Annotated in this window: 18 protein-coding genes and 1 pseudogene; 10 read left to right on the forward strand and 9 right to left on the reverse strand. The window is 73.2% G+C overall.

The genetic code is table 11. The features are described from left to right. The gene (locus Aut01nite_RS05725) at nucleotides 1–1,248 is read left to right on the forward strand and encodes an MFS transporter (protein ID WP_043521965.1); all 1,248 of its coding nucleotides are present in this window, start codon (nucleotides 1–3) and stop codon (nucleotides 1,246–1,248) included. Here Aut01nite_RS05725 and Aut01nite_RS05730 read toward each other — a convergent pair. After that, nucleotides 1,238–1,531, reverse strand: a complete 294-nt coding sequence (locus Aut01nite_RS05730; RefSeq protein ID WP_043521964.1) for an STAS domain-containing protein — start codon at nucleotides 1,529–1,531, stop codon at nucleotides 1,238–1,240. The two genes, Aut01nite_RS05725 and Aut01nite_RS05730, sit on opposite strands and share 11 nt — an antisense overlap. 45 nt (nucleotides 1,532–1,576) lie before the next feature. On the opposite strand from Aut01nite_RS05730, the gene fxsT reads away from it, so the two are divergent. Continuing rightward, the gene (gene fxsT / locus Aut01nite_RS05735) at nucleotides 1,577–3,991 is read left to right on the forward strand and encodes an FxSxx-COOH system tetratricopeptide repeat protein (RefSeq protein WP_043521963.1); all 2,415 of its coding nucleotides are present in this window, start codon (nucleotides 1,577–1,579) and stop codon (nucleotides 3,989–3,991) included. A 7-nt stretch (nucleotides 3,992–3,998) separates the two neighbouring features. Here fxsT and Aut01nite_RS05740 read toward each other — a convergent pair whose 3' ends face one another. From Aut01nite_RS05740 to fxsA, 3 genes are all read right to left on the reverse strand, one after another. Beyond that, nucleotides 3,999–5,660 (reverse strand): putative bifunctional diguanylate cyclase/phosphodiesterase, encoded by a 1,662-nt coding sequence (locus Aut01nite_RS05740; RefSeq protein WP_043521962.1) that lies wholly within the window; start codon nucleotides 5,658–5,660, stop codon nucleotides 3,999–4,001. A 166-nt stretch (nucleotides 5,661–5,826) separates the two neighbouring features. Further along, entirely contained in the window at nucleotides 5,827–7,194 is a 1,368-nt protein-coding gene (locus Aut01nite_RS05745) for an aKG-HExxH-type peptide beta-hydroxylase (RefSeq protein ID WP_043522209.1), read from the reverse strand. A 5-nt stretch (nucleotides 7,195–7,199) separates the two neighbouring features. Continuing rightward, nucleotides 7,200–7,382 carry an FxSxx-COOH cyclophane-containing RiPP peptide gene (gene fxsA / locus Aut01nite_RS05750; protein WP_236642485.1) on the reverse strand — a complete coding sequence of 61 codons (183 nt, stop codon included), beginning with the start codon at nucleotides 7,380–7,382 and terminating at the stop codon, nucleotides 7,200–7,202. A gap of 167 nt (nucleotides 7,383–7,549) precedes the next feature. Here fxsA and Aut01nite_RS05755 point away from each other — a divergent pair, with 167 nt between their 5' ends. Continuing rightward, a complete protein-coding gene (locus Aut01nite_RS05755) occupies nucleotides 7,550–7,720 on the forward strand; it encodes a hypothetical protein (protein WP_161790573.1) in 171 nt (56 codons plus the stop codon). Then, nucleotides 7,695–8,102: a hypothetical protein gene (locus Aut01nite_RS05760; RefSeq protein ID WP_236642484.1), complete on the forward strand. Its 408-nt coding sequence runs from the start codon at nucleotides 7,695–7,697 to the stop codon at nucleotides 8,100–8,102. The genes Aut01nite_RS05755 and Aut01nite_RS05760 overlap by 26 nt, the downstream gene beginning before the upstream one ends. A gap of 17 nt (nucleotides 8,103–8,119) precedes the next feature. Here the strand turns inward: Aut01nite_RS05760 and Aut01nite_RS05765 are convergent, their stop codons facing one another. Further along, complete coding sequence (locus Aut01nite_RS05765; protein WP_043521958.1) at nucleotides 8,120–8,404, reverse strand: DUF427 domain-containing protein; 285 nt, start codon at nucleotides 8,402–8,404, stop codon at nucleotides 8,120–8,122. Nucleotides 8,405–8,510: 106 nt separating this feature from the next. Here Aut01nite_RS05765 and Aut01nite_RS05770 point away from each other — a divergent pair, with 106 nt between their 5' ends. Next, nucleotides 8,511–9,566 (forward strand): hypothetical protein, encoded by a 1,056-nt coding sequence (locus Aut01nite_RS05770; RefSeq protein WP_043521957.1) that lies wholly within the window; start codon nucleotides 8,511–8,513, stop codon nucleotides 9,564–9,566. A 154-nt stretch (nucleotides 9,567–9,720) separates the two neighbouring features. Further along, nucleotides 9,721–11,124 (forward strand): annotated as a pseudogene (locus Aut01nite_RS05775) (hypothetical protein); the annotation flags it as partial. Nucleotides 11,125–11,564: 440 nt separating this feature from the next. On the opposite strand, the gene Aut01nite_RS05780 reads toward Aut01nite_RS05775, so the two are convergent. From Aut01nite_RS05780 to Aut01nite_RS05795, 4 genes are all read right to left on the reverse strand, one after another. Further along, a complete protein-coding gene (locus Aut01nite_RS05780) occupies nucleotides 11,565–13,469 on the reverse strand; it encodes a SpoIIE family protein phosphatase (protein WP_052163129.1) in 1,905 nt (634 codons plus the stop codon). A gap of 419 nt (nucleotides 13,470–13,888) precedes the next feature. Next, nucleotides 13,889–14,743 (reverse strand): bifunctional DNA primase/polymerase, encoded by an 855-nt coding sequence (locus tag Aut01nite_RS05785; protein ID WP_043521956.1) that lies wholly within the window; start codon nucleotides 14,741–14,743, stop codon nucleotides 13,889–13,891. Between the two features lie 22 nt (nucleotides 14,744–14,765). Then, nucleotides 14,766–15,764 (reverse strand): beta family protein, encoded by a 999-nt coding sequence (locus Aut01nite_RS05790; protein ID WP_083998462.1) that lies wholly within the window; start codon nucleotides 15,762–15,764, stop codon nucleotides 14,766–14,768. Between the two features lie 15 nt (nucleotides 15,765–15,779). After that, nucleotides 15,780–17,084: an AAA family ATPase gene (locus Aut01nite_RS05795; RefSeq protein ID WP_043521954.1), complete on the reverse strand. Its 1,305-nt coding sequence runs from the start codon at nucleotides 17,082–17,084 to the stop codon at nucleotides 15,780–15,782. A 146-nt stretch (nucleotides 17,085–17,230) separates the two neighbouring features. Here Aut01nite_RS05795 and Aut01nite_RS05800 point away from each other — a divergent pair, with 146 nt between their 5' ends. The 4 genes from Aut01nite_RS05800 to Aut01nite_RS05815 are packed head-to-tail and all read left to right on the forward strand — an operon-like array spanning nucleotide 17,231 to nucleotide 19,734. Next, nucleotides 17,231–17,620, forward strand: a complete 390-nt coding sequence (locus tag Aut01nite_RS05800; RefSeq protein WP_043522203.1) for a hypothetical protein — start codon at nucleotides 17,231–17,233, stop codon at nucleotides 17,618–17,620. Beyond that, on the forward strand, nucleotides 17,613–17,927 hold the full coding sequence (locus Aut01nite_RS05805) for a type VII secretion target (RefSeq protein ID WP_043522202.1): 315 nt from the start codon (nucleotides 17,613–17,615) through the stop codon (nucleotides 17,925–17,927). The genes Aut01nite_RS05800 and Aut01nite_RS05805 overlap by 8 nt, the downstream gene beginning before the upstream one ends. Next, nucleotides 17,924–19,252: a hypothetical protein gene (locus Aut01nite_RS05810; RefSeq protein WP_052163127.1), complete on the forward strand. Its 1,329-nt coding sequence runs from the start codon at nucleotides 17,924–17,926 to the stop codon at nucleotides 19,250–19,252. The genes Aut01nite_RS05805 and Aut01nite_RS05810 overlap by 4 nt, the downstream gene beginning before the upstream one ends. A gap of 14 nt (nucleotides 19,253–19,266) precedes the next feature. Further along, the gene (locus Aut01nite_RS05815; protein ID WP_043521953.1) at nucleotides 19,267–19,734 is read left to right on the forward strand and encodes a hypothetical protein; all 468 of its coding nucleotides are present in this window, start codon (nucleotides 19,267–19,269) and stop codon (nucleotides 19,732–19,734) included. Nucleotides 19,735–20,018 lie beyond the last annotated feature (284 nt).

The following is a 20,018-nucleotide window of genomic DNA, read 5'->3' on the forward strand; positions in this document are numbered from 1 at the left end:
ATGCATCCCGCCTGGCTCGTCGCCGCGGTCGCCTTCATCGCCCTGCTCGGCGCCGCCGGCTTCCGGGCCACCCCCTCCGTCATGCTCCAGCCGCTGCACGACGAGTTCGGCTGGTCGCTCGGTACCATCTCCGCCGCCGTCTCGGTCAACCTGCTGCTCTACGGCCTGACCGCGCCGTTCGCCGCGGCCCTGATGAACAAGTTCGGCGTCCGCCGGGTCGCGATGGGCGCGCTGCTGCTGGTCTCGGCCGGCTCCGGGCTCACCCTGTGGATGACCGAGAGCTGGCAACTCGTGCTCTGCTGGGGGGTGCTGGTCGGGCTCGGCACCGGCTCGCTCGCGCTGGGCTTCGTCGCGACGATCACCGGGCGCTGGTTCGTCAAGCACCGCGGTCTGGTCACCGGGGTGCTGACCGCGGCCGGGGCGACCGGCAACCTGATCTTCCTGCCGGTGCTGTCCCGGATCGTGGAGTCGGACGGCTGGCGGACGGCGGCGCTCACGGTGTCGGTGGCCGCGCTCGCCGTCGTACCCCTCATCTTCTGGCGCCTCCGCGACCACCCGGCGGACCTGAACGTGCCGGCCCTCGGAGGCACCGAGATCGAGGCGCCGGCGAAGCCGGCCGGGGGCGCGGCCGCAAACGCCCTGCGCGCGCTCCGCGACGCCGCGAGGACCAGGGCGTTCTGGCTGCTCGCGGGCGGGTTCGCGATCTGCGGGGCGACGACGAACGGGCTGGTCGGGACGCATTTCATCCCGGCCGCGCACGATCACGGGATGCCGCCGACCACCGCGGCGACCCTGCTCGCGCTGGTCGGCGTCTTCGACGTGGTCGGCACCATCGCCTCCGGCTGGCTGACCGACCGGGTGGACAGCCGGCTCCTGCTCGGCGCCTACTACGTGCTGCGCGGGCTGTCGCTGCTGGTGCTGCCGTCGCTGTTCGCGGCCACCGCGCACCCCAGCATGCTGATCTTCATCCTGTTCTACGGGCTGGACTGGGTGGCCACCGTGCCGCCGACCGTGACGCTGTGCCGGGAGTACTTCGGCGCGGCCGGGCCGATCGTCTTCGGCTGGGTCTTCGCCTCGCACCAGTTCGGCGCGGCGGCCGCCGCGACCGCCGCCGGCCTGGTCCGGGATCGGTTCGGCGACTACGACCTGGCCTGGTACGTGGCCGGCGGGCTGGCGATCCTCGGGGCGATCCTGAGCCTGATGCTCTATGCCGGCAAGCGCCTGCCTTTGAGACTCGTCACGGCGTGACCGGGACGACCTCCAGGAGACCGCTCAGCACCAGGATCTGCCGCACCTGAGCGGACGGATGCGCCAGCTGGAAGCCGATCCCCTGGTCACGGGCGCGCTGGAAACCGGAGATCAGCGCGCCCAGCCCGGTCGAGTCGATGAACGACACCCCCGCCATGTTCACCACGATGCGCCGGGGCCGGGCGGCGACGGCCTCGCCCAGCGCCACCCGAACCTGCTCGACGGTGAGGATGTCGATCTCCCCGTCCAGCTCCAGAGTGGTCGTGCCGCTCTCGTCCGTCACCGGGCCTCCTTTTCTGTGGCCAACGTTCCACGTACGGTAATCGGCATGCCGATCCGTGGTGGTGTGCCGCCGCGCAACCCGCGCTTCGCAGGCCGAGAGGACCTCCTGGCGCGGGTGCGCGACATGCTCGGCAACGGCCCGGTGGTGCTGCTGCCGAGCCCTGAGCATCAGCTCGGCGGCACCGGGCGTACCCAGCTGGCGGTGGAGTACGCCCACCGCCATGCCGCATCGTACGACTTGATCTGGTGGATACCCGCCGAACAGACCGCGGGAACCCGTGCGGCGCTCGCGGGTCTGGCCCAGCGGCTCGGCCTGCCCGAGGCCCGTGATCTCAACCGGACCCTCGGCGCCGTCCGCGACGCGCTGAGCCGCGGCGAGCCGTTCCGCAACTGGCTGGTCGTCTTCGAGAACGCGAACCGTCCCGAGGACATCACCCCCTACCTGCCGTCCGGCGCCGGGCACGTGCTGGTGACCAGCCGCAACCCACGATGGACCGCCGAGGTCGCGCAGTCGCTGCCGGTGCCGGTCTTCGACCGGGCGGACAGCGTGGACCTGCTGCGGTCCCGTGCGCCCGAGCTGTCCATCGGCGACGCCGAGCGGCTCGCCGAGCGGCTGGGCGACGTGCCGATGGCCCTCGACCTGGCCGCCGCGGTCCGCGACGCCACCGGCCGCCCGGTCGCCGGTTACCTGGCGGACTTCGAGCGCCGCTCCGGCGAGCTGGCGTTCCCGACCCCGGTCCGGGTGGCGTGGGGCCTGGCCGCGGAGGCGCTCGGCGCCGACTCCCCGGCCGACCGGGTGCTGCTGGAGCTGTGCACGTTCCTGGCCAGCGCCCCGATCTCGTGGCGGCTGCTGTGGGCGGCGCGGACCCTGCCGCTGGATCCGGAGCTGGCCCGGACCGTCCGGGTGGAGCGCCGGTTGCGGGCCGCGATGCGCCGGATCGGGCGGTACGGCCTGGCCGAGCTGGACCCGGCCGGCGAGCGGCTCACCGTGCACCCGCTGATCCGGGGCATGTTCGGTCAGGAGCTCAGCTCGGAACGGCACGCGGAGCTGCTGCGGACGGTGCGGGGCATGCTGGCCGCCGCCGACCCGGGCGACCCCGACGACCCGGCCGGCTGGTACCGGTACACCGAGCTGGCCCCGCACCTGATCCACTCCGATCTGCTCGGCGGCGACGCCGAGGAGGTCCGCCAGCTGGTGATCAACTGCATCCGGTTCCACTACGCCCGCGGCGACTACGACTCCAGCCGCGACCTGGCGAGCTCGGCGGTGGCCCGCTGGCGCGACGCCCTGGGCGAGTCCGCCGAGCAGACCCTGCTGGCCTCGTTCCACCTGGCCAACGCGTTGCGGGCGGTCGGCCGCAACGCCGACGCCCGGAGCCTGAACCTGCAGACCCTGCGCACCCAGCGGGAGGTGGTCGGCGCCGACGACGAGGCGACCCTGGCCACCGCCAACAGTGTCGGCGGCGACCTGCGGATGCAGGGCCACTTCGGGCAGGCCCGGCAGCTCGACGCCGACAACCTGGTGCGCTACCGGCGTCTCTTCGGGGAGAGCTACCCGACCGCGCTGCGCTGCGCCAACAACCTCGCCGCCGACCTGCGGCTGCTCGGCGACTTCCGGGGCGCGCGGACCCTCGACGAGCAGGTGCTGCGGCACCGGCAGGCGATCTTCGTGGACGGGCACCCGGAGATCGTGGCGTCCCGTGCCGAGCTGGGTTTCGACCTGTTCGGGCTGGGCGACTACGCCGGGGCGGCCGAGGTGCTGGCGGCCTGCCCCGGAGACGACGACCACCCGTTCGCGCTGTGGGCCGGGCGGTGCGCCGCGATGGTCGCCCGCCGCCGTGGCGATCCGGCGGCCCGTGCCCTGGCCGAGGCGAACCTGGCCGTCTACCGGCAGCGGTTCGGTGATCTGAGCGTGGACACCCTGGCGGCGGCGGTGTCGGCCGCCAACTGCGCCCTCGCCGACGGCGACCTCGACGCAGCCCACGAGCTGCTGGAACGCGCCGTCATCAGGTACCACGCGGTGCTCGGCGACGAGCACCCGTTCACCCTGGTCGCGTCGGCCGGGCTGGCCGGGGTGGTCCGGGCGTCCGGCCGGACCACCGAGGCGCGGACCATCGACCAGGAGGTGCTGAGCGGTCTGCGGCGCAGTGTCGGATCGGATCACCCGTTCACGCTGAGCTGCGCCAACGGGCTCGCCGCCGATCTCGCCGCGGCCGGCGAGGCCCAGCAGGCCCGCGAACTGGCCGCCGACACGCTGCGCCGGTCCCGCGCGGTCCGCGGCGCCGACCATCCGGACACCGCGGCCTGCGCCTGGAACCTGGCGCTCACCGGCGGCGACGAGGCGGCCCGGCAGCAGGCGCTGGACGGGCTGGTGAAAGTGTTCGGCGACGGTCACCCGGTGTTTCGGGTGACCGCCGCCGAGCAGCGACTCGAGACCGAGGTGGATCTGCCGCCGCTGTAGGACCCGCCTACCAGACCTGCGCCGACTGCTTGTCGAGCAGCTCGGTCACGTCGACCGCCGGCATCGGCCGGGCGAAGTGGTACCCCTGCGCGCGGCCGCAGGCCAGCTCCTTGAGCCGTTCCGCCTGGCCCTCGTCCTCGACGCCCTCGGCCACCGGCGACAGGTTGAAGGTGCGCGCGATGTGCAGCACCGCCTCGGCCACCGAGGCGCCGCCGGTCTCCGGCATCGCCTGCACGAACGAGCGGTCGATCTTGACGACGTCCACCGGCAGGGTGCTGAGGTGGCTGAGCGACGAGAACCCGGTGCCGAAGTCGTCCAGGGCGATCCGTACGCCCAGGTCCTTCAGCGCGCTCAGCACCCGGGCCGACTCCACCAGATCGGTGAGCGCCACCGACTCGGTCAGCTCCAGCACCAGGTCCTGGGGCGGCAGCCCGGTCCGCTGCAACACCTCCCGCACCTCGTCCACGAGGCGAGGGTTGCTCAGCTGCGAGGCGGACAGGTTGACGTTCATCTCGAAGCCCGGGAACCGGCCCTGCCAGGTCAGCGCCTGCCGGCAGGCCTCCTCCAGGACCCAGCCGCCGAGCCGGGGCACCTGGCCCAGCTGCTCGGCCAGCTCCAGGAACAGCGCCGGCGGGACCAGGCCCTTCTCCGGATGACGCCAGCGGACCAGCGCCTCCACACCGACGGTGATGCCACCCTGGTTCAGGTCGACGATCGGCTGGTAGTGCACCTCGAACTCACCGGCCTCCAGGCCGCGCAGCAGATCCTGCTCGGCCAGGCGGCGCTGCTCGGCCTTCGCGAACAGGACCGGGTCGAACCGGCGGGCGACCCCGCCGCCGTCCCGCTTGGCCCGGATCAGGGCCTGGTCGGCGCGCCTCAGCACCCCGTCCAGCCCGTCGCCGCCGTCGGTGATCGCCACCCCGGCGCTGGCCCGCATGTTCAGCTCCATCCCGCCCACCTGCAGTGGACGGTGCAGCTCGGTGAGCACCCGCTCGGCCACCGCGACCGCGGCCTGCTCGTCCTCCAGGCCGGGCAACAGCACCACGAACTCGTCACCGTCCAGGCGGGCGACGGTGTCGTTGGCCCGCACGTTCACCGACAGCCGATCGGCCGCGGCACGCAGCAGCTCGTCGCCGGTCGCATGGCCGAGGACGTCGTTCACATCCTTCAGCCCGTCCAGGTCCACCACGATCACCGCGGTCTTGGTCCGGGACGGTTCGGCGAGAACCTCCTCGGCGTACTCGACGAACATCCGCCGGTTGCCGATCCCGGTCAGCGGGTCCCGGAAGGCCTGCTGTGCCAGCAGCGTCTGCTGCCGGTTCCGGTCCGGGTCGATCCGGCTGCCCAGGAACTGCCGCAGCAGCCCGGCGGCCCCGATCAGCAGCAGCAGCCAGAGCGCGCCCGGAGCCAGATCACCGCTCAGGTGCCGGATGGCGACCACGAGCAGCGCCGCCGCCACCGTCACCAGCCGCAGCACGCCGCGGCGGGTGTCCAGCAGCACCACCGCCAGACCCAGACACAATGCCGCCAGCAGGGGCATGATGCGGCCGGTCAGCCCCCAGGGCTGTCCGGGATCAGCCACCGGCCAGGCGAGCAGTACCAGCGACGCGAGCGTCACGGTGTCGTCGACGACGATCCGTACCCGGTCCCAGAGAGCGTTGCGGCCCACGATCCACCTCCGGGGAGTCAGATCGGTCCCGGCCGGTCGTGGTTGAGCTATCCGGGCCGCCGGTTCTCACCGCTGTCTCCGGGCGCCGCGACAGCTGTCCGGGCGGCTGCTCCTCACTGCTGTCTCCGGGAAGCCGAGGCAGCCGTGGGAATCAGCCGGGGTTCGGTCAGGACAGCCAGGCGGCCAGGGCGTTCAGCGGCGCTTGCGGAAGAGCGGTGGCGGCGGCGCGCACCACTTCCGGCCGGCGTCGCAGGGCCGGATGCGGAGAGACGAGGGCGAGGCCACCCCAGTCACGACCTTTCTCGTACGCCGGGAGAGCGGCCCTGTCGTCGCCGCGCACCGTGGCGGCATCCGCGCCGTCCCCGGGCTTCGACCCGTGCAGCACCGCCCGGATCAGCGGCAGCCGGGGGCTGTTCTCCAGCGCCCGCCCGCCGCCCGGCACCAGCACCGGGGTGATCTCCGGCGGCTCCGAGCCGGCGTCCCAGGCAGCCACCAGCCGGGCCGTGTCCGCGTCGTCGACGGCGAGGTTGCGCAGCCGCCAGCGGGCCCGGTGGTCGGCGTTCGCCAGGTCGGCCAGCCGCTGGATCGCCGGGTCGACCGGCTCGTCCAGCCACGGCGTCACCTCGTCGCGCAGCGCTGTGACGAACCGGGTCCCGGCCGGGGTCAGCTCCCCGCCGGTGAGTAGCGCTTCGGCCGCCTCCGCTACCGCGCCGCGCCAGCGGGCGAACTCGAACGCCGCCGCGGCCCCCGGCGCGGACCGGCGGAACCGGGTCACCGCGAGATAGGCGTACGCCCCGTGCAGCACCCCGAACGCCGGCCGCGGATCGTCGCGCCACGGCGAGTAACCCGGCGGACCATCCGGCTCGACGAGCGGGAAGAGCAGGTGGGTGGCGTTCAGGATGCTGTGCTGGGTCTCGTGGAGCAGCCCGGCGGCCAGCGCGTCCGGGGTGGCCGGCGCGGACAGCGCGACCGCCCCGAACGCCTCCGCCGAGGTGGCGCTGATGCCCTCGGCGACCGGATCCGGCAGCACCGGGACGATCACCCGCAGCACGGCGGCCAGGACCTCGGCGGCCGGGCGGTGCCGGCCGGCCAGCAGCTCCCACGCCCGGTCCAGGAGCTCGTGCCAGCGGCGGGCCTGGTCGGCGGCCAGCGGGGGAGCGGGCGTGAGGCCGAGCCGCGACCGGATCGGGTCGGTGTCCTCCAGCCGGACCGTCAGCGGCAGGCCGTTTCGGGTCACGGTCAGCACGTGCGGGCCGCGCGGGCCGGGGTCGCACGGGCCGGACCGCAGACAGTGGGCGGCCCACAGGGCGGTCATCGGATCGGTGACCCAGCGTGCCGCCTCTTCGGGGGCGGTGGCCAGCTGGGCGGCGTACCACGCAGGGGTGTCGGAAACCTGGCGGCGCACCTCCCGTAGGAGAAGCAGTGACCGGCTGTGCTCGGCCCGGCGCAACGCGCCGAGGGTGTCCCCGTCGGGCCGTCCGGCGCCGAGCCTGGCGAAGGCGGTGTCACCGAGCCGGAAGGGCTGTACGGTCATCTCCGTCACAGCGCGGAGTTGAAGCCGGCGATCGGCTCGCCGGGCGCGGCGTCACCGGTGACCCGGCGAACGGCGCGGACCAGGGCCGAGCCGTCCTGCTCGACGAGGTCCGGGAGAGGGACGGCGGAGAGGTCGATCATCACGGAGCGCCACTCCTCGGGCTCGTCGCCGTCCGGGTCCGCGTGCACCGCTACCTCCTCGGGTCCGCTCGTACCCATCGATCCGTTGCCTGAAGGTTACGGCGGTCGTCGGGTCGGGTGACCACCGGGAGTCACCAAAGCGGGTGCTCGCGGGGTTTGCGCGGGCGTGATCTCATGGGACTTCATCACGGCGAGTCGGTAACGGAGGACGAAACGTGCTGGATGGTGAACGGACGGTCGCTGGCGGCGAGGACGTGCAGTCGGTCGACGTCGAGGAGCCGGTGATGCCGGCGCCGGAGTTCCCGACTTTCAACCACACTCCGACGCTGCCGCACCAGGCGCCGGGCAACGGGTTCGAGAGTGGGCGCGACAGTCGTGCCCGGTGAGACCGGGGCGTCGCTGCCGCGCCGAGGGCCGGCCCCGCCGGTCGACCGGATGGGCAACGCCGAATTGGCCCGGATGATCGAGTCGGAGCACCCCTATCGGGGGAAGGCTCTGTTCGAGCTCTGCGACCGGGTCGCGCTGGACGACGACGCGGCGACCAAGGTGGCGATGCTGTCGCGGCTCACGTCGCTGCGGCAGGCGCGGCTCTTCGACCGGGTGTCGCTGGCCTGGCAGGCGATCATCGCGCTGCTGGCGGCGCAGACGGCACACGCGCGGCAGGAGGCGTACGCGGCGTTCGCCGCGCTGGAGCCGGCGGAGCAGCGGGACATGCTGGATTATCTCGAGGTCAAGACGATCGAGGAGGCCCGTCCACGCATCACGTGAGCGGGCCCCCGGTGTCGTCAGGCCTGGATCAGGACGTCTCTGCGGAACGCGACCCGGTCGCGGACCGCGGAGGCATCCGGTTTCGGATCCGGGTAGAACCAGGCCGCGTCCGGCGCGGTGTGCCCGTCCGCCCGCAGCGAGTAGTAGGACGCCTTGCCCTTCCAGGGGCAGACGGTGTGCGTCTCCGACGGGACGAGCACGTCCCCGCGGACGCTGGCGCGAGGGAAGTAGTGATTGCCCTCGAGCACCACCGTGTCTTCGCTCTCGGCGATCACTTCGTCGTTCCAGATGGCCTTCGGCATGTCCCGAACGTAGCGCGTAGACGGGTTTGTGTCTGATATGTGCGATTTATTCACCTCTCGTGGGTGAATTGCCGCAGCTCGGTGGAAGATCTAAAGTCGATTCCCTATGTCACAGAGCAGCAGGCTGGACCAGTTGCGCGGCTCCGGGCGGGCCAAGCGCCACAACGCGCGGACCATCGCCGCGCTCACCGGCAATCCCGGCTGCAACCGCCGGGCCGTCCTCGACGCGGCAGGCGTCGACAAGACCGGACTCGCCGAGCGGATCGGGTTCCCCGGCAGCTTCGGGCAGTCCCGGTTCGCCCTGTCCCGCGGCAACGCCTTCGAGGCCATGCTCAAAGCCGACGACTGCGCCCTGCTGCGGTCCGTCCTCGACGTGCGGGACGACCTCGACTACACCGACCTCGGCGAGGACAGCGACGGCACCCTCGGCGACCGGTCCGCCCGGACCGCCGACCTGCTCGCCGGAGCGCGGGCCGCCCTGATCGACCACCCCCTGCTCACCCTCGACATCGCCGGTCAGACCGTCTACCTCGAACCCGACCTGATCGCGTACGCCCACCACGGCCGCCTCCAGGTCGTCGAGATCAAATCCTTCGCGATCATCGACGACCAGGCGGAGAGCGCCAAGGTGTCCGCCGCCGCCGTGCAGGCCGCCGTCTACGTGCTCGCCCTGCGCGCCCTCCTCACCCGGCTCGGCCACGATCCGTCCCTGGTCAGCCACGAGGTCGTACTGGTCTGCCCGCGCAACTTCAGCTTCCAGCCCGTCGCCGTCGTCCTCGACGTGCGCAAACAGCTCTCCACCCTGCGGCGCCAGCTGTCCCGCCTCGCCAGCGTCACCACCCTGGTCGACGCGCTGCCCGCCGGCCTCACCTTCGACCTGGCCCTCGAACCGTCCGAACTGGTGTCCGCACTCGGTCACATCGAGGCCCGCTACGCCCCGGAGTGCCTGTCCGCCTGCGAACTCTCCGTCTACTGCCGCAGCGAGGCGGCCGGCAGCACGGGCGCGCTCGGCCGGACCGTCCGGGAAGCCCTCGGCGGCATCGAATCGGTCGAGGAGGTGCTGGCCCTCGCCGAAGGGCGGATGGCGCCCTCGGAAGAGCAGACCGAGGCCGCGGCGGTGCTCCAGGCAGCGTTGCGGTTGCGGTCCGAGGCCCTTTCTTGAAACCCCTTCCCGGTACGCCCACCGCGTGGCCCTCTCTCCCCGGCCCGCCCTCGTCCGGCCGCTCGCGCTCGTCTTCCTGCGGTCCCCCGCGCGCGTCTTCCCTCGGCCGCTCGCGCGCGTCTTCCCGCCGCCGCTCGCGCTCGTTGGTGGTGTCGTGAGCACTCTGACCGCGCTGGCGCGGGCGCAGGCCGTCGTCGCGGGCCGCGCGCAGCCCGTCGCCACCGTCCGCCACCTGCACCTTCATGACCACCCGATGGTGTTGATCCCGCTGACCATGGCAGGGGAGGCGAACGCGCCGCTGGCCGCGATGGCCGGCACCGACCCGGCCCGGCCCCGGTTGCTCACGGTGGCGCAGCCGCGGAACCGGGACGACCGTTTCACTTTCGCCGCCGACCTCGCCGGCCTCCTCGTCCCGTACCTCGACTCGTTCGCCACCGACACCGAGGACGTGCCGATCGACCGGGGCAAGGACGTGCGGCAGCGTTACGTCGACGCCCCGCAGATCTGGGTGCCCAACCCGGGCGGCGCCGACTTCCTGCGGCTCTTCGGCCGCTCCACCCGCTTCCTCAAGATCGACGGCGAGCACCCGGTGCCGCCCGCGGTCCCGCTGCTCGGCCGCTGGCTGACGTTCTTCGCCAACAGCGCCGAAGTCCCCGGATCATCGTTGCTGGTCAACGCGATACAGGCGCTCGGACTGCACTGGGTGACCGGCCAGAGCAGCGCCGAGGACGCCCAGTTCGCAGTCCAGCTCGCCTGGATCGAATCCGGTGCCGAAGCCGCCCGTGAAGCCGAGAACGGCCCGGTCGCCGGCCCCGCCACCGACCCCGACTTCGACAACCGGGTCCTCGCCCCGCTGATCGAACGCTCCGACCCGGCGCTACCCCGGGTGCTGCACGACCTGCTCCTGCCGACATGGGAGCGGATGTGGCGTACCCTCGCCCTGCTCCGCCGCCTCCCCGCCGGCGACCGGGTGCCGCTGCGCTGGGACACCGACCGGGACGCCTTCACCGCCTTCGCCCAGAACCTCGCCGAAGGCGGCCCGCCCCAACCCCGCCGGGACGGCGCGGTCGCCGCCGCCGCACGCCTGCAACGACTGGAGAACGCGGCCGCCCGGTACGCCGTCCAGCGCGCTTTCGACGACCCCCTGGTCCTGGCCGAATACCGGCTGTCCGGCGCTGCCTTCGCCGGCGTCGTGACCCTCGCCAATCCGGACCGCGTCGACGACAGCGGCAAACGGCCGGTCCTGCGGCCCCGGATCATGGTCCACACCACCGAGCCGGTACGCGTGGAACCCGGAACCTCCCTGACCTCCCCGTCCCGCCCGTCCCAGAAAGCCCGGGTGATCTCGATCAACCCGGCCGGCGACGGCCACGATGTCCTCCTCGAACTGTCCGGCGGAATGGGCCGCAGACTCGTCGCCGAGCCGGGCAGCGTCCCGACCGTCGGCGAACGCCTGATCCTGACCACCCTCAGCGAGGCGTACCGCCCCGGTGGCAGTCTCCCCGACCCCGCCGAAACCCCCTGGACCCACGGCGGCCCCCCGACCTACGACCCGCCCCCGGACCAGGCCGCCCCCACCGCCGAACCGGACGCCTCCTCGCCTCCGCCCGTCCTCGCTCCGGACGCCGCTTCGCCTCCGGCCGTCCCCGTCCTCGCTCCGGACGCCGCTTCGCCTCCGCCCGTCCCCGTCCTCGCTCCGGACGGCGCTTCGCCTCCGGCCGTCTCCACAGCAGAGCCGGAAGCCGCTGCTCTCCTGGCCGTCCCCGTCGCGGATCCGGACTCCGCTGTCTCGCCGGCCGGGGCCGCGGTCGATCCGGCTCTCGGCGGCGATCTCGCCGCGGTCCGGGATTCGGTTGTCAGCGTCGAGCCGGCGTTCGCCGCTGATCCCGTCTCCCCGGCGCACCCGTCCGACACGGACACTCGAACCTGATCTTCGATCCAAAGGCTTCGTGCAGGATCGCGACGGGGTGGGATCGAAGGTCGTCGTGGCGATCCGGTTCAGGTCAGGTGGATGAGGAGGAGAGCGATGTCGTCGCTGCGGCGTGGGGCCGCCGCCAGCAGGTGGTTGCACAGGTCGTCGGTGGGGCGGCCCGCGGCGTCGCCCAGGACTGCCGAGAGCCGGGCGATACCGTCGTCGATGAGCTGCTCGCGATCCTCCACCAGGCCGTCGGTGTAGAGGACCAGCGTCGAGCCCGGTGGGACGTGACGTTGCGTGGTGGTACGTGGCTCGTACGGGAGCAGCCCCAGCAGCGGCTCCGGCTGAACCCACCAGACCTCGACGCTGCCGTCCGGCAGGAGCAGCAGCGGCGGCGGATGCCCGGCGTTGGCGAAACCGACCGTGTACCCGGCCCGGGACCGCCGCACCCGGGCCAGCACCATGGTCGCGGACGCCCCCACCCGCAGGCCGAAGAGCGCCTGGTCGAGGGCGGTGAGCAGTTCGCCGGGCTCGTCGTTGCGACCGTAGGCGTCGCCGCGCACGAGATTGCGCAACTGTCCCATGCCGGCCGCGGCCTCGATGTCGTGACCGGAGACGTCGCCGACCGCGACCATGACGCTGCCGTCCGGCTGCGCGAAGGCGTCGTACCAGTCGCCGCCGACGGCCGCGCCGTCCTGCGCCGGCAGGTACCGGGCGTGCAGCTCGATCCCGGGGATGGCCGGTAGTTCGGTGAGCAGGCTGCGCTGCAGAACCTCGGCCATATGCCGCTGCTCCCGATAGAGGCGGCTGTTCTCCACGGCCAGGCCGGCCCGGCGGCCGATCTCCGCCGCCGTCCACTCCTCGGAGGCGGTGAACGCCTCCCGTTCCGGTCGTTTGACCAGCAGAAGAGCCCCGAGCGGGCGCCGTCGCACCGGCGAGACGATCGGGACGATCATCGACGCTCCGAATCCGGCTCGGGCGGTGATCGCGGCCAGGTCGGCGTCGGAGATCCGGCTCCGCAGGTCGGCGTCGCCGTTCGAGGTGCGTACCGTGCGGCCGGCCCGACGGACGGCGAGCATCATCGCCCGCAGGTCGGCCCGGGAACCGGTGGCCGTCGCGGTGAGTCGTTCCATGTCGCCGGCCCGGGCCGGATCGCGGTGCGCGGCCGTGACCCGGGCCGAACCGGCCGGTCCGTCGGCGACCGCGACCCGGGCCGAACCGGCCGGCCCCTCGGCGACCGCGACCACGCACCAGTCGGCGAGAGCGGCCGTGGCGATCCGGCAGAGCCGGCGCATCGCCTCGTCCACGTCCATCGTCGCGGCCAGCGACTCGGTGAGCTGAGCGAGTAGCTCGAGCTGGTGGTGTGCCGACTCGGCTGCCCGGCGGGCGTCCTCCGCGGCCCGGCGGGCGTCCTCCGCGGCCCGGCGGGCGTCCTCCGCGGCCCGGCGGTCCTCCTCCGCGGCGGCCCGGGCGATCCGCAGGCACACCTCCGACGAGCAGACCTCGGCCAATTCGCTGAGCAGGGCGATCTCACTCGGCGTCCAGACCCGGGGCTCCTGGTCGATGGCGCAGAGAGTGCCGACGACCAGCCCGTCCGGGTCGGTGATGGGCGCACCCGCGTACGCGATGGCCCCGACCTCGTGGATCGCCGGGTTGTCCCGCATCCGCGGGTCGGTGCGCACATCCGAAATGATCTGCATGGCGCCGGCCGCGACGACGTGCCGGCTGAACGAGTGGGTGAGCGGCATCTCCCGTGCCGAGGCCAGCGGATCAGGAACCCCGGCCTGACCGGCCAGCACCTGCCGTTCGGCATCGACCAGGCAGACCGCACCCATCGGCGCGTCGACGAGCGTGCGAACCAGCATCGCCACCCGGTCGAACGCGTCGTCGGGCAGCGGGCCACCGACGATCCGCCGCACCGACCGCAGACGCAGCGGGTCGGTGAGCACATCGCGGTCAGCGCCGCCGATCACGTCCCACTGAAGCACATCGCCCCCCGGCCGTTCCGCTCGCCAGGTTACCGGCGATCAGCCCGTTCTCCCGGAGGCCCGATCATCCGTTTCCCGCGCCCGAACGGACGACAAGTCCCGCACGAGCCCACCCGCTGATCACGGCTCCGAGCCCCCTGCTTCCACGTGCCGGTCTCCGAGCGCTCCGTGCGCCGCCCGATCAACCATGTGCGGGAAGCACGACGGTGCAGGCCGCGAGCGGCTGGTACTGCTACGGCGGCTCCCGACGTGCGGCGGCTCCCGGCCGGTTGCGGTTTTGTCCGGCTGGTCGTGGCTGCTGTCTCAAGGCGCTCGAGACAACACTGAGCCAGCCGGGGGTGGCCGGGGTGGGCGTGCATGGCCGGCGGCTCAGGCGGTGCACTGAGAGCCGGCCGGGGTGGGCGTGCATGGCCGGCGGCTCAGGCGGCGTGTGGGGGAGGGGTGTGGAAGGGCTGCCGGCGGCCGGCCGTCAGGCCGGACCGGAGGGTGCCGCGGATCTCCGACCACCCCAGCCCCGCCTGCAGCGCCGCAGCCGTCAGCTCCCACCGCACCTCCGCCTCGTCGAGCAGGCCCGCGCCGACCAGCCTGCCGAGCGCGAACGCCGCCCGGTTCAGCGTGTCGTTCCTGGTGCCTTCGACGGCGCGGGCCACCCGGCCGACCTCGGCGTCGAGAGCCGCCTCCGCGTAACGGTCCGGATGGGTCAGGGTGCGGGCGGGGCCTCCCGCGGGCGGGGGCGGCGGGCCCGCGATCAGCTCCCGCAGCCGTGGCGGACCGGGTGGCAGGGTCACCGCGGGCCGCCGGATCCAGTGGTAGACCGCGCCGCTGGCGTGTCTCGACGGCGGGGCCAGCACGTAGCCCCCCGCTCCGCGCCAGTCCACGCCGGGTAGCAGGCGGACGCGATTGCCGTAACCCGTCGGGCGGAACCACAGATGCCGCCCGCCACTGCCGGTGCGCACCTGCGGGCCGGCCGGGGTGTCGCCGCCGAGCACGTGGCGCAGCCCGCGCCAGCCCTCCGGCGAGTCCACGTCGGCCACATCCATCACCACGCCGGTGCGCAGCCCCACGTTGGCCCGGGGCCAGAAGGTCCACCACAGCCGGATCTGATGGGGATCGGTCGACGCCTCGGTCAGGCCGTGCCGGAGCCGGGGGTGTTTGCCGGGACGCTCGCATCGGGCTCCTCTGTCGCAGGAACAGGCGCCACCCAGGTCAGGCGTGTGCACCGGCAGGACGGGGATGCCGTGCCGGGCGTACGCCAGGGCAGCCGTAAGCGACATTAGAACAACCGTACGACACTTTTCAGGGCTCCGGCAGGCTCCGCACGACGTGCGCGATGTGGTGCGAGGTGCTCCATGCGATCCAGCTGGCGGAACTCCCGGCGCCCCGCGCGGTCCTGGCACGTTTCGCGATCTCGGCGTCGCCCCAGGAGAACCGCGCGCCGGCCGCGGGCCATCGGGGCGAGGTCACCAGGGCCCGGCACAGGTCGTGGCAGCGGTCGTCGCTGCGGCCGCCGCGCCGCGCCCAGCGGTAGATCCACCACTCGTCGTCGGTGGTGTAGCGCAGCGTCGGCAGTTGCCGGTGGTTCTGAACCCCGTACCTCCGCACCGGCGAGGTGACCCCGTAGTCCGCGTATCCGACGCCGGGTGCGCCGAGCCGTGCCCACACCCGTGCGTCCAGCCGGTCCACCGGCACCGGCCGGTCCGTCGGGAGATCGTCGAGGTTCGGCGGCATCGCGCCGGAAGCGATGCTCACCGAGCGCCACGGCGCGGCCCGCGCCCACCGCAGCACCCGCCGCGCCCGTTCCAGCACCTCGGTGGCGTGCGCCCGGCAGGCCGTCTCGGCCAGGTCGATCAGCAGGTCGACGTCATCGGAATCGAGTTTGGCGGCGCGCAGCATCCGGTCGATGACGGTGTCGGCCTCCGCCGGATTCCCGGCGTCCGCATGTGGGCGCAACCGCAGCAGGGCGCGGCGTTGATGCATCCGTGCGGCATGGCCGTGGGCGAGGAGGCGAGATCCGCTCTCGTACGGCCGGAGCACCGGAATCATCGTGAACCCGAGCCCCGCCAGCCGTTCGGCGAGCCCTTCCGGATCGCCCGCCGGCTCGGGGATGTGACCGAAGTCGACGGCGATCTCCGGTGTCCGCGGCCGCAGCTCCCGCACCAGCGGCAGGATGCTCGCTGCCGGTTCCAGCTCGATGATGGGCGTGACCCGGCCGATCTCCTCGGCCGACAGGTGCGCGAGCGCGGTCAGCTCGCCCCGCCGGGGCCGCAGGATCGGGTGATATGCCCGGTCGTTCATTCATCAACGTTAGCGTCACCGTCGGTACAGATGAGCGAGCATCGATTGGTTCGCCTCCCATCCGTCCGGGAACCGCACCGGCACGTTGAGGTGCATCGGCTCGGTGGACGGATGCGCGTCGAGCAGTTCGGCGATGCCCGCCCGGGCCACCATCACGCAGGCGTGCCGGTGTCGTGAGGTGAGCACGCAGAGCCGCCCGGACTCCAGGTGGAAGGCGGTGGCGTCACGCCGTCCGGAGAGCGGATGCAGCACCACGGTCAGGTCGTACTCCCGGCCCTGCAGCCGGTTGGCGGTGTCGACGGTGACCTCGGCGGCCTCCGGCGGCAGCAGCGACCGGATCACCGCGACCTGGTCGCGGTGCGCGGCGCCGATGGCGATCCGCTCCGGGGTGAGCGGGCCCGTCCCGGACTCGGAGGTGGCGACCGCCTCCCTGGTCAGGGCACGTGCGGCAAGGGTGGCGCAGGCGGCGGCGGCCTCCGCGTCGGTCCGCACGGTGAACCGCTCGGCCAGCTCGTGCAGCCCCCAGCCGGTCGCCGCCGCGGTGTCCAGCACGGCGTCGAGCGCGTCGCGGGCGGGCTGCTCGAAGGCGAGGGTGCGGTCGCCCGGCCCGGTGCCCGACCGGAACCCGGTGAACGGGTAGAACGCCTCGGCCACGACCGGCGCCGCCGACGCGGGCAGCCGCCAGGAGACCGGCAGCCGATGCACCGGCAGATCCGGGTTGTGCCGCAGCAGCACGGCCACCGCGCTCTGCATCGGATCCCAGGAGAGCCCGATCCACCGGTCCACCTCCACGGTCGAGAACGGGTCGAGCTGGCCGGGGTCGCCGACGAACAGCGCCCGCTCGAAGCGTGGCGCCACACGCAGCAACGCGTCGGAGCGCATCTGGTACGCCTCGTCGACGATCGCCCACGGCCAGGTGCCCTCGGTGACGGTGGCCCACTTCGCGGCCGTGCCGATGGTGACCGCGGGTGACCCGAGGTCACCCACCTTCGCCGCCACCCGGCAGGCGGGATGCGCCCGGACCCGTGCTGAAGGCTCGTAGTCGACGGCTGACAGCCGGCCCACGGTGATCTCCGGCGAGCGGGCGGCCAGACGATCGATCAGGTCGTCCACCTGCTCGTTCGTCTGCGCGACGATCATCAGAGGATCGCCGGACGCGGCCAGCTCGCCGGCCGCGCGCACCACCAGGGTCGACTTGCCGGCGCCGGGTGGGGAGTCGACCACCACCCCGCGATGGTCGCCGCCGGCGAGGTCGGCCAGGACGGCGGCGATGACGGTCGCGGCCTCCTCGGCCGGGCTGACGTGCGCGTTGGAACCCACCCCGGCACGTTATCCCGCACCCCTGACACCACCGGGGCAAGGGATGGCCGTCATCCACAGCGCCGAGTTGTCCACAGGCCGCCCGCCGCCTTCGCGCATCACTGGCTACCTTCGGCCGCGAACCCATCACCGATGGAGGAATGTCGATGTTCGACGGGCGAGAACTACGTGAGGCACAGCGACTGATCGACGAGTGGCGCAGCGTCATCGAGGAGCGGGCCGGCCTCGCCCGCGCCCTCTCCATCCGCCTGGCCCGGCTGAGTGAGACCGTGCGAAGTCCCGACGGCCTGGTCGCCGTCACGGTCTCGGCCGGCGGCGACCTGATCGCCCTCGACCTGGCCGAGGGCGTCCGGCAGCGTCCCGCGGCCGTCACCGCCCGGGAGATCGTGGCGACCCTGCGGGCGGCCCGGACCGCGATGATCGCGTCGGTCACCGCCGCGACGGCGGCGACGGTGGGCGCGGATTCCGCGACCGGACGAGCGATCATCGAGACGTACGCGGCCCGCCTCCTCCCGGACGGCCGTGGTCGTGGCTGAGCCGGTCGGGGTCCGTCATCCCGACCTGGTGACGCATGCGGGCACCGTCGAGACCGCCGCTGACCGGGTCGCCCAGGCCGGCCGGGCCGGGCGGGCGGTGCGTGCCGGGCCGGACTCGTACGGCCGGTTGTGCGCGATGGTCCCCACCGTCCTCGGCGCGCTGCAGGACACGCTGATCGCCGCGATCGAGGCCGCGGCGGCGAGCCTGGACGACACCGGCGCCCGGCTGCGGGCCACCGCCGAGGGGTACGCCGCGTCCGACCAGCGCCGCGCCGACGCCTTCCAGGCCATTCCGGGCCGGCGATGACGGCCCCGGACAACCCGCTGGTCGCCGAGCCGGTCCGGTCCGGGCCGAGCCCGGGGGCCGGGGTCGCCGTGCTGGAGGACGTGCGGGAGATCCACACCGCGGTCCGCAGCCGGGAGTGGGTCGACGCGACGCTCGCCGGGGCGGGCGGCGCGCTCGACGGCCTGGTGCTGGCGGTGGATCCGTTCGGCAGTCTGCTGCAGTTCGGGATCGCCTGGCTGCTGGAGCAGGTGGAGCCGTTCGCCGCGGCGCTGGACTGGCTGGCCGGGGACGCTGCCCGGATCACCGCACATGTGCGGACCTGGAACGATGTGGCCGCGGCGCTGACGGCTGAGGCGGACGGGCTGGCCGTCGCGGTGCGGTCGGAGGTCGCCGGCTGGAGCGGGGCGGCCGCGGGGGCGTACCGGGTGTGGGCCGCCGATCGGGAGGCCGAGCTCCGGATGCTCGGTGCCGCGGCCGGGGTCGTGGCGGCGATCGCCGAGGGCGCCGGCGGCCTGGTCGGCGCGGTCCGGTTGATGGTCCGGGACGCGATCGCCACGGTGGTGGCCCGGCTGGTCGTCTACGCGGCGGAGGTCGCCGCCACCCGCGGGCTGGCGCTGCCAGTGGTGATCGGGCAGGTCACCACCCTCTGTACGGCGTGGGCAGCGCGGATCAGCGACTGGTTGAAAGCGCTGGTCGACAGCGTCCGCCGGCTGCTCTCCCGCAGCGACGAGCTGAACGGACTGGTGGACGGCGCCCGGAGAGCCGCGAGCCGGCCGGGCGGGGAGAACGGCGGAAGGAGCGACCCGGGTGGGGATACCGGCAGAGGGAGCGACCCGGCTGGGGACCGGGAGGGGAGGAGCGCGGCCGCACCGGCTCGGGACTTCGACGCGGGTTCGGAGCGGCGGCCGCTGGGCGGTGACTTCCGGTCCGGGGTCGAGGACGCCGAGGGCCTGTTCGTGGACAAGGAGCGGGCGATCGCCGACGTGCTCGCCGCCGAGGGGAGGATGGTGCACCCGCGCCGCCGGGTCGACGACGTGACCGGGCTGTCCAACCCGGACGCCATGGTCCGTGCCGGGCCGGACGATCCCGGGGTGGTCACCGAGTTCAAGACCCTGGAGAGCGCCTCCAGCGGCAGTGTCCGGGCGAACATCCTGACCGCGGGTGGGCAGGTCGGCAAGCACGGCGGCGGTGACGTGGTGATCGACGGGCGGCCGTCCGGCCTGACCGAGGAGGTGGCCCGGCAGGGGTTCGCCCGGGCCGCGGGCCAGGCCCGGCAGCACGGTTCGGACATGCCCGAGCATGTCCGGGTGATCCTGGCCGATGGGACAATGCTGGAGTTGCCTTAGGAGGCGCTGACGTCGTGTCCGATCTAGAGCACGTCTACTTCCTGTCCCGGAGCAGCCCGCCGGCGTTCGCCGCCGAGATCGCCGGCCCGGTCGGCATGACGGTGATCCGGGGTGAGCGCGGGGAGACCTATCTGAGCCGTCCGTCGCCCGAGGGCGGCGCGATGGGCGGCGAGCTGCGCCGCAACGACCTGGCCGATCCGGAGGAGCCGTCGTTCCTGGACGTCTTCCCGCTGGTGCTCGACCTCGGGGTGACCGGCGCCGGCCGTGGGCGCCGGCTCGCCGAGGCACGGGGATTCTTCACCGAGCTGGCCGGGATCTCACCGGTGCCGGTCGCGCTGGTGCGCGGTTTCGACTTCCTGGTCGGTGTCGCGGCCCGCGAGACGGGGCTGCTCTGGTTTCCCGAAGGCGTCACTCCCTATGCCGAGCATCGGCGGGTGTGGTCGCGATTCCAGCCGGCGTCACTGGCCGGCTCCGGTGATTGATTGCGGCGGGAAGAATACGTTTCGGTCGTGGGGCCGGAATCGATCTGGAGCGGTATTCGGCGATTTCCCGGAAACTATCGTCGCGTAGGTTTGGATTATTGCTGGTACGGGGAGCGAAGACGATTGCCGTGAACGGGACGAATCGGGTGTCCCATTGATCTTCGCCTCTCGGACAGTGACTGTCCGTGTTGTCGGACCCTGGACAGTCGGCCCGGCGGGCGGGTGTGCGGTCTGGTTTCCGGGTCTCGGCGTGACCAGCGGTGGGCTGGAGAGCGCTTGCGCGG

Origin of the sequence: Actinoplanes utahensis, assembly GCF_016862455.1 — a bacterium.
In the GTDB taxonomy this organism is placed as follows: Bacteria; Actinomycetota; Actinomycetes; order Mycobacteriales; family Micromonosporaceae; genus Actinoplanes; species Actinoplanes utahensis.

Excerpts from the sequence above, each read along its gene's own strand:
- Aut01nite_RS05800 (WP_043522203.1), top strand. The coding sequence starts at position 17,231 with ATGTTCGACGGGCGAGAACTACGTGAGGCACAGCGACTGATCGACGAG.
- Aut01nite_RS05770 (WP_043521957.1), top strand. The coding sequence starts at position 8,511 with ATGTCACAGAGCAGCAGGCTGGACCAGTTGCGCGGCTCCGGGCGGGCC.
- Aut01nite_RS05785 (WP_043521956.1), bottom strand. The coding sequence starts at position 14,743 with ATGTCGCTTACGGCTGCCCTGGCGTACGCCCGGCACGGCATCCCCGTC.
- Aut01nite_RS05725 (WP_043521965.1), top strand. The coding sequence starts at position 1 with ATGCATCCCGCCTGGCTCGTCGCCGCGGTCGCCTTCATCGCCCTGCTC.
- fxsT (WP_043521963.1), top strand. The coding sequence starts at position 1,577 with ATGCCGATCCGTGGTGGTGTGCCGCCGCGCAACCCGCGCTTCGCAGGC.
- Aut01nite_RS05765 (WP_043521958.1), bottom strand. The coding sequence starts at position 8,404 with ATGCCGAAGGCCATCTGGAACGACGAAGTGATCGCCGAGAGCGAAGAC.
- Aut01nite_RS05745 (WP_043522209.1), bottom strand. The coding sequence starts at position 7,194 with ATGACCGTACAGCCCTTCCGGCTCGGTGACACCGCCTTCGCCAGGCTC.
- Aut01nite_RS05810 (WP_052163127.1), top strand. The coding sequence starts at position 17,924 with ATGACGGCCCCGGACAACCCGCTGGTCGCCGAGCCGGTCCGGTCCGGG.
- Aut01nite_RS05790 (WP_083998462.1), bottom strand. The coding sequence starts at position 15,764 with ATGAACGACCGGGCATATCACCCGATCCTGCGGCCCCGGCGGGGCGAG.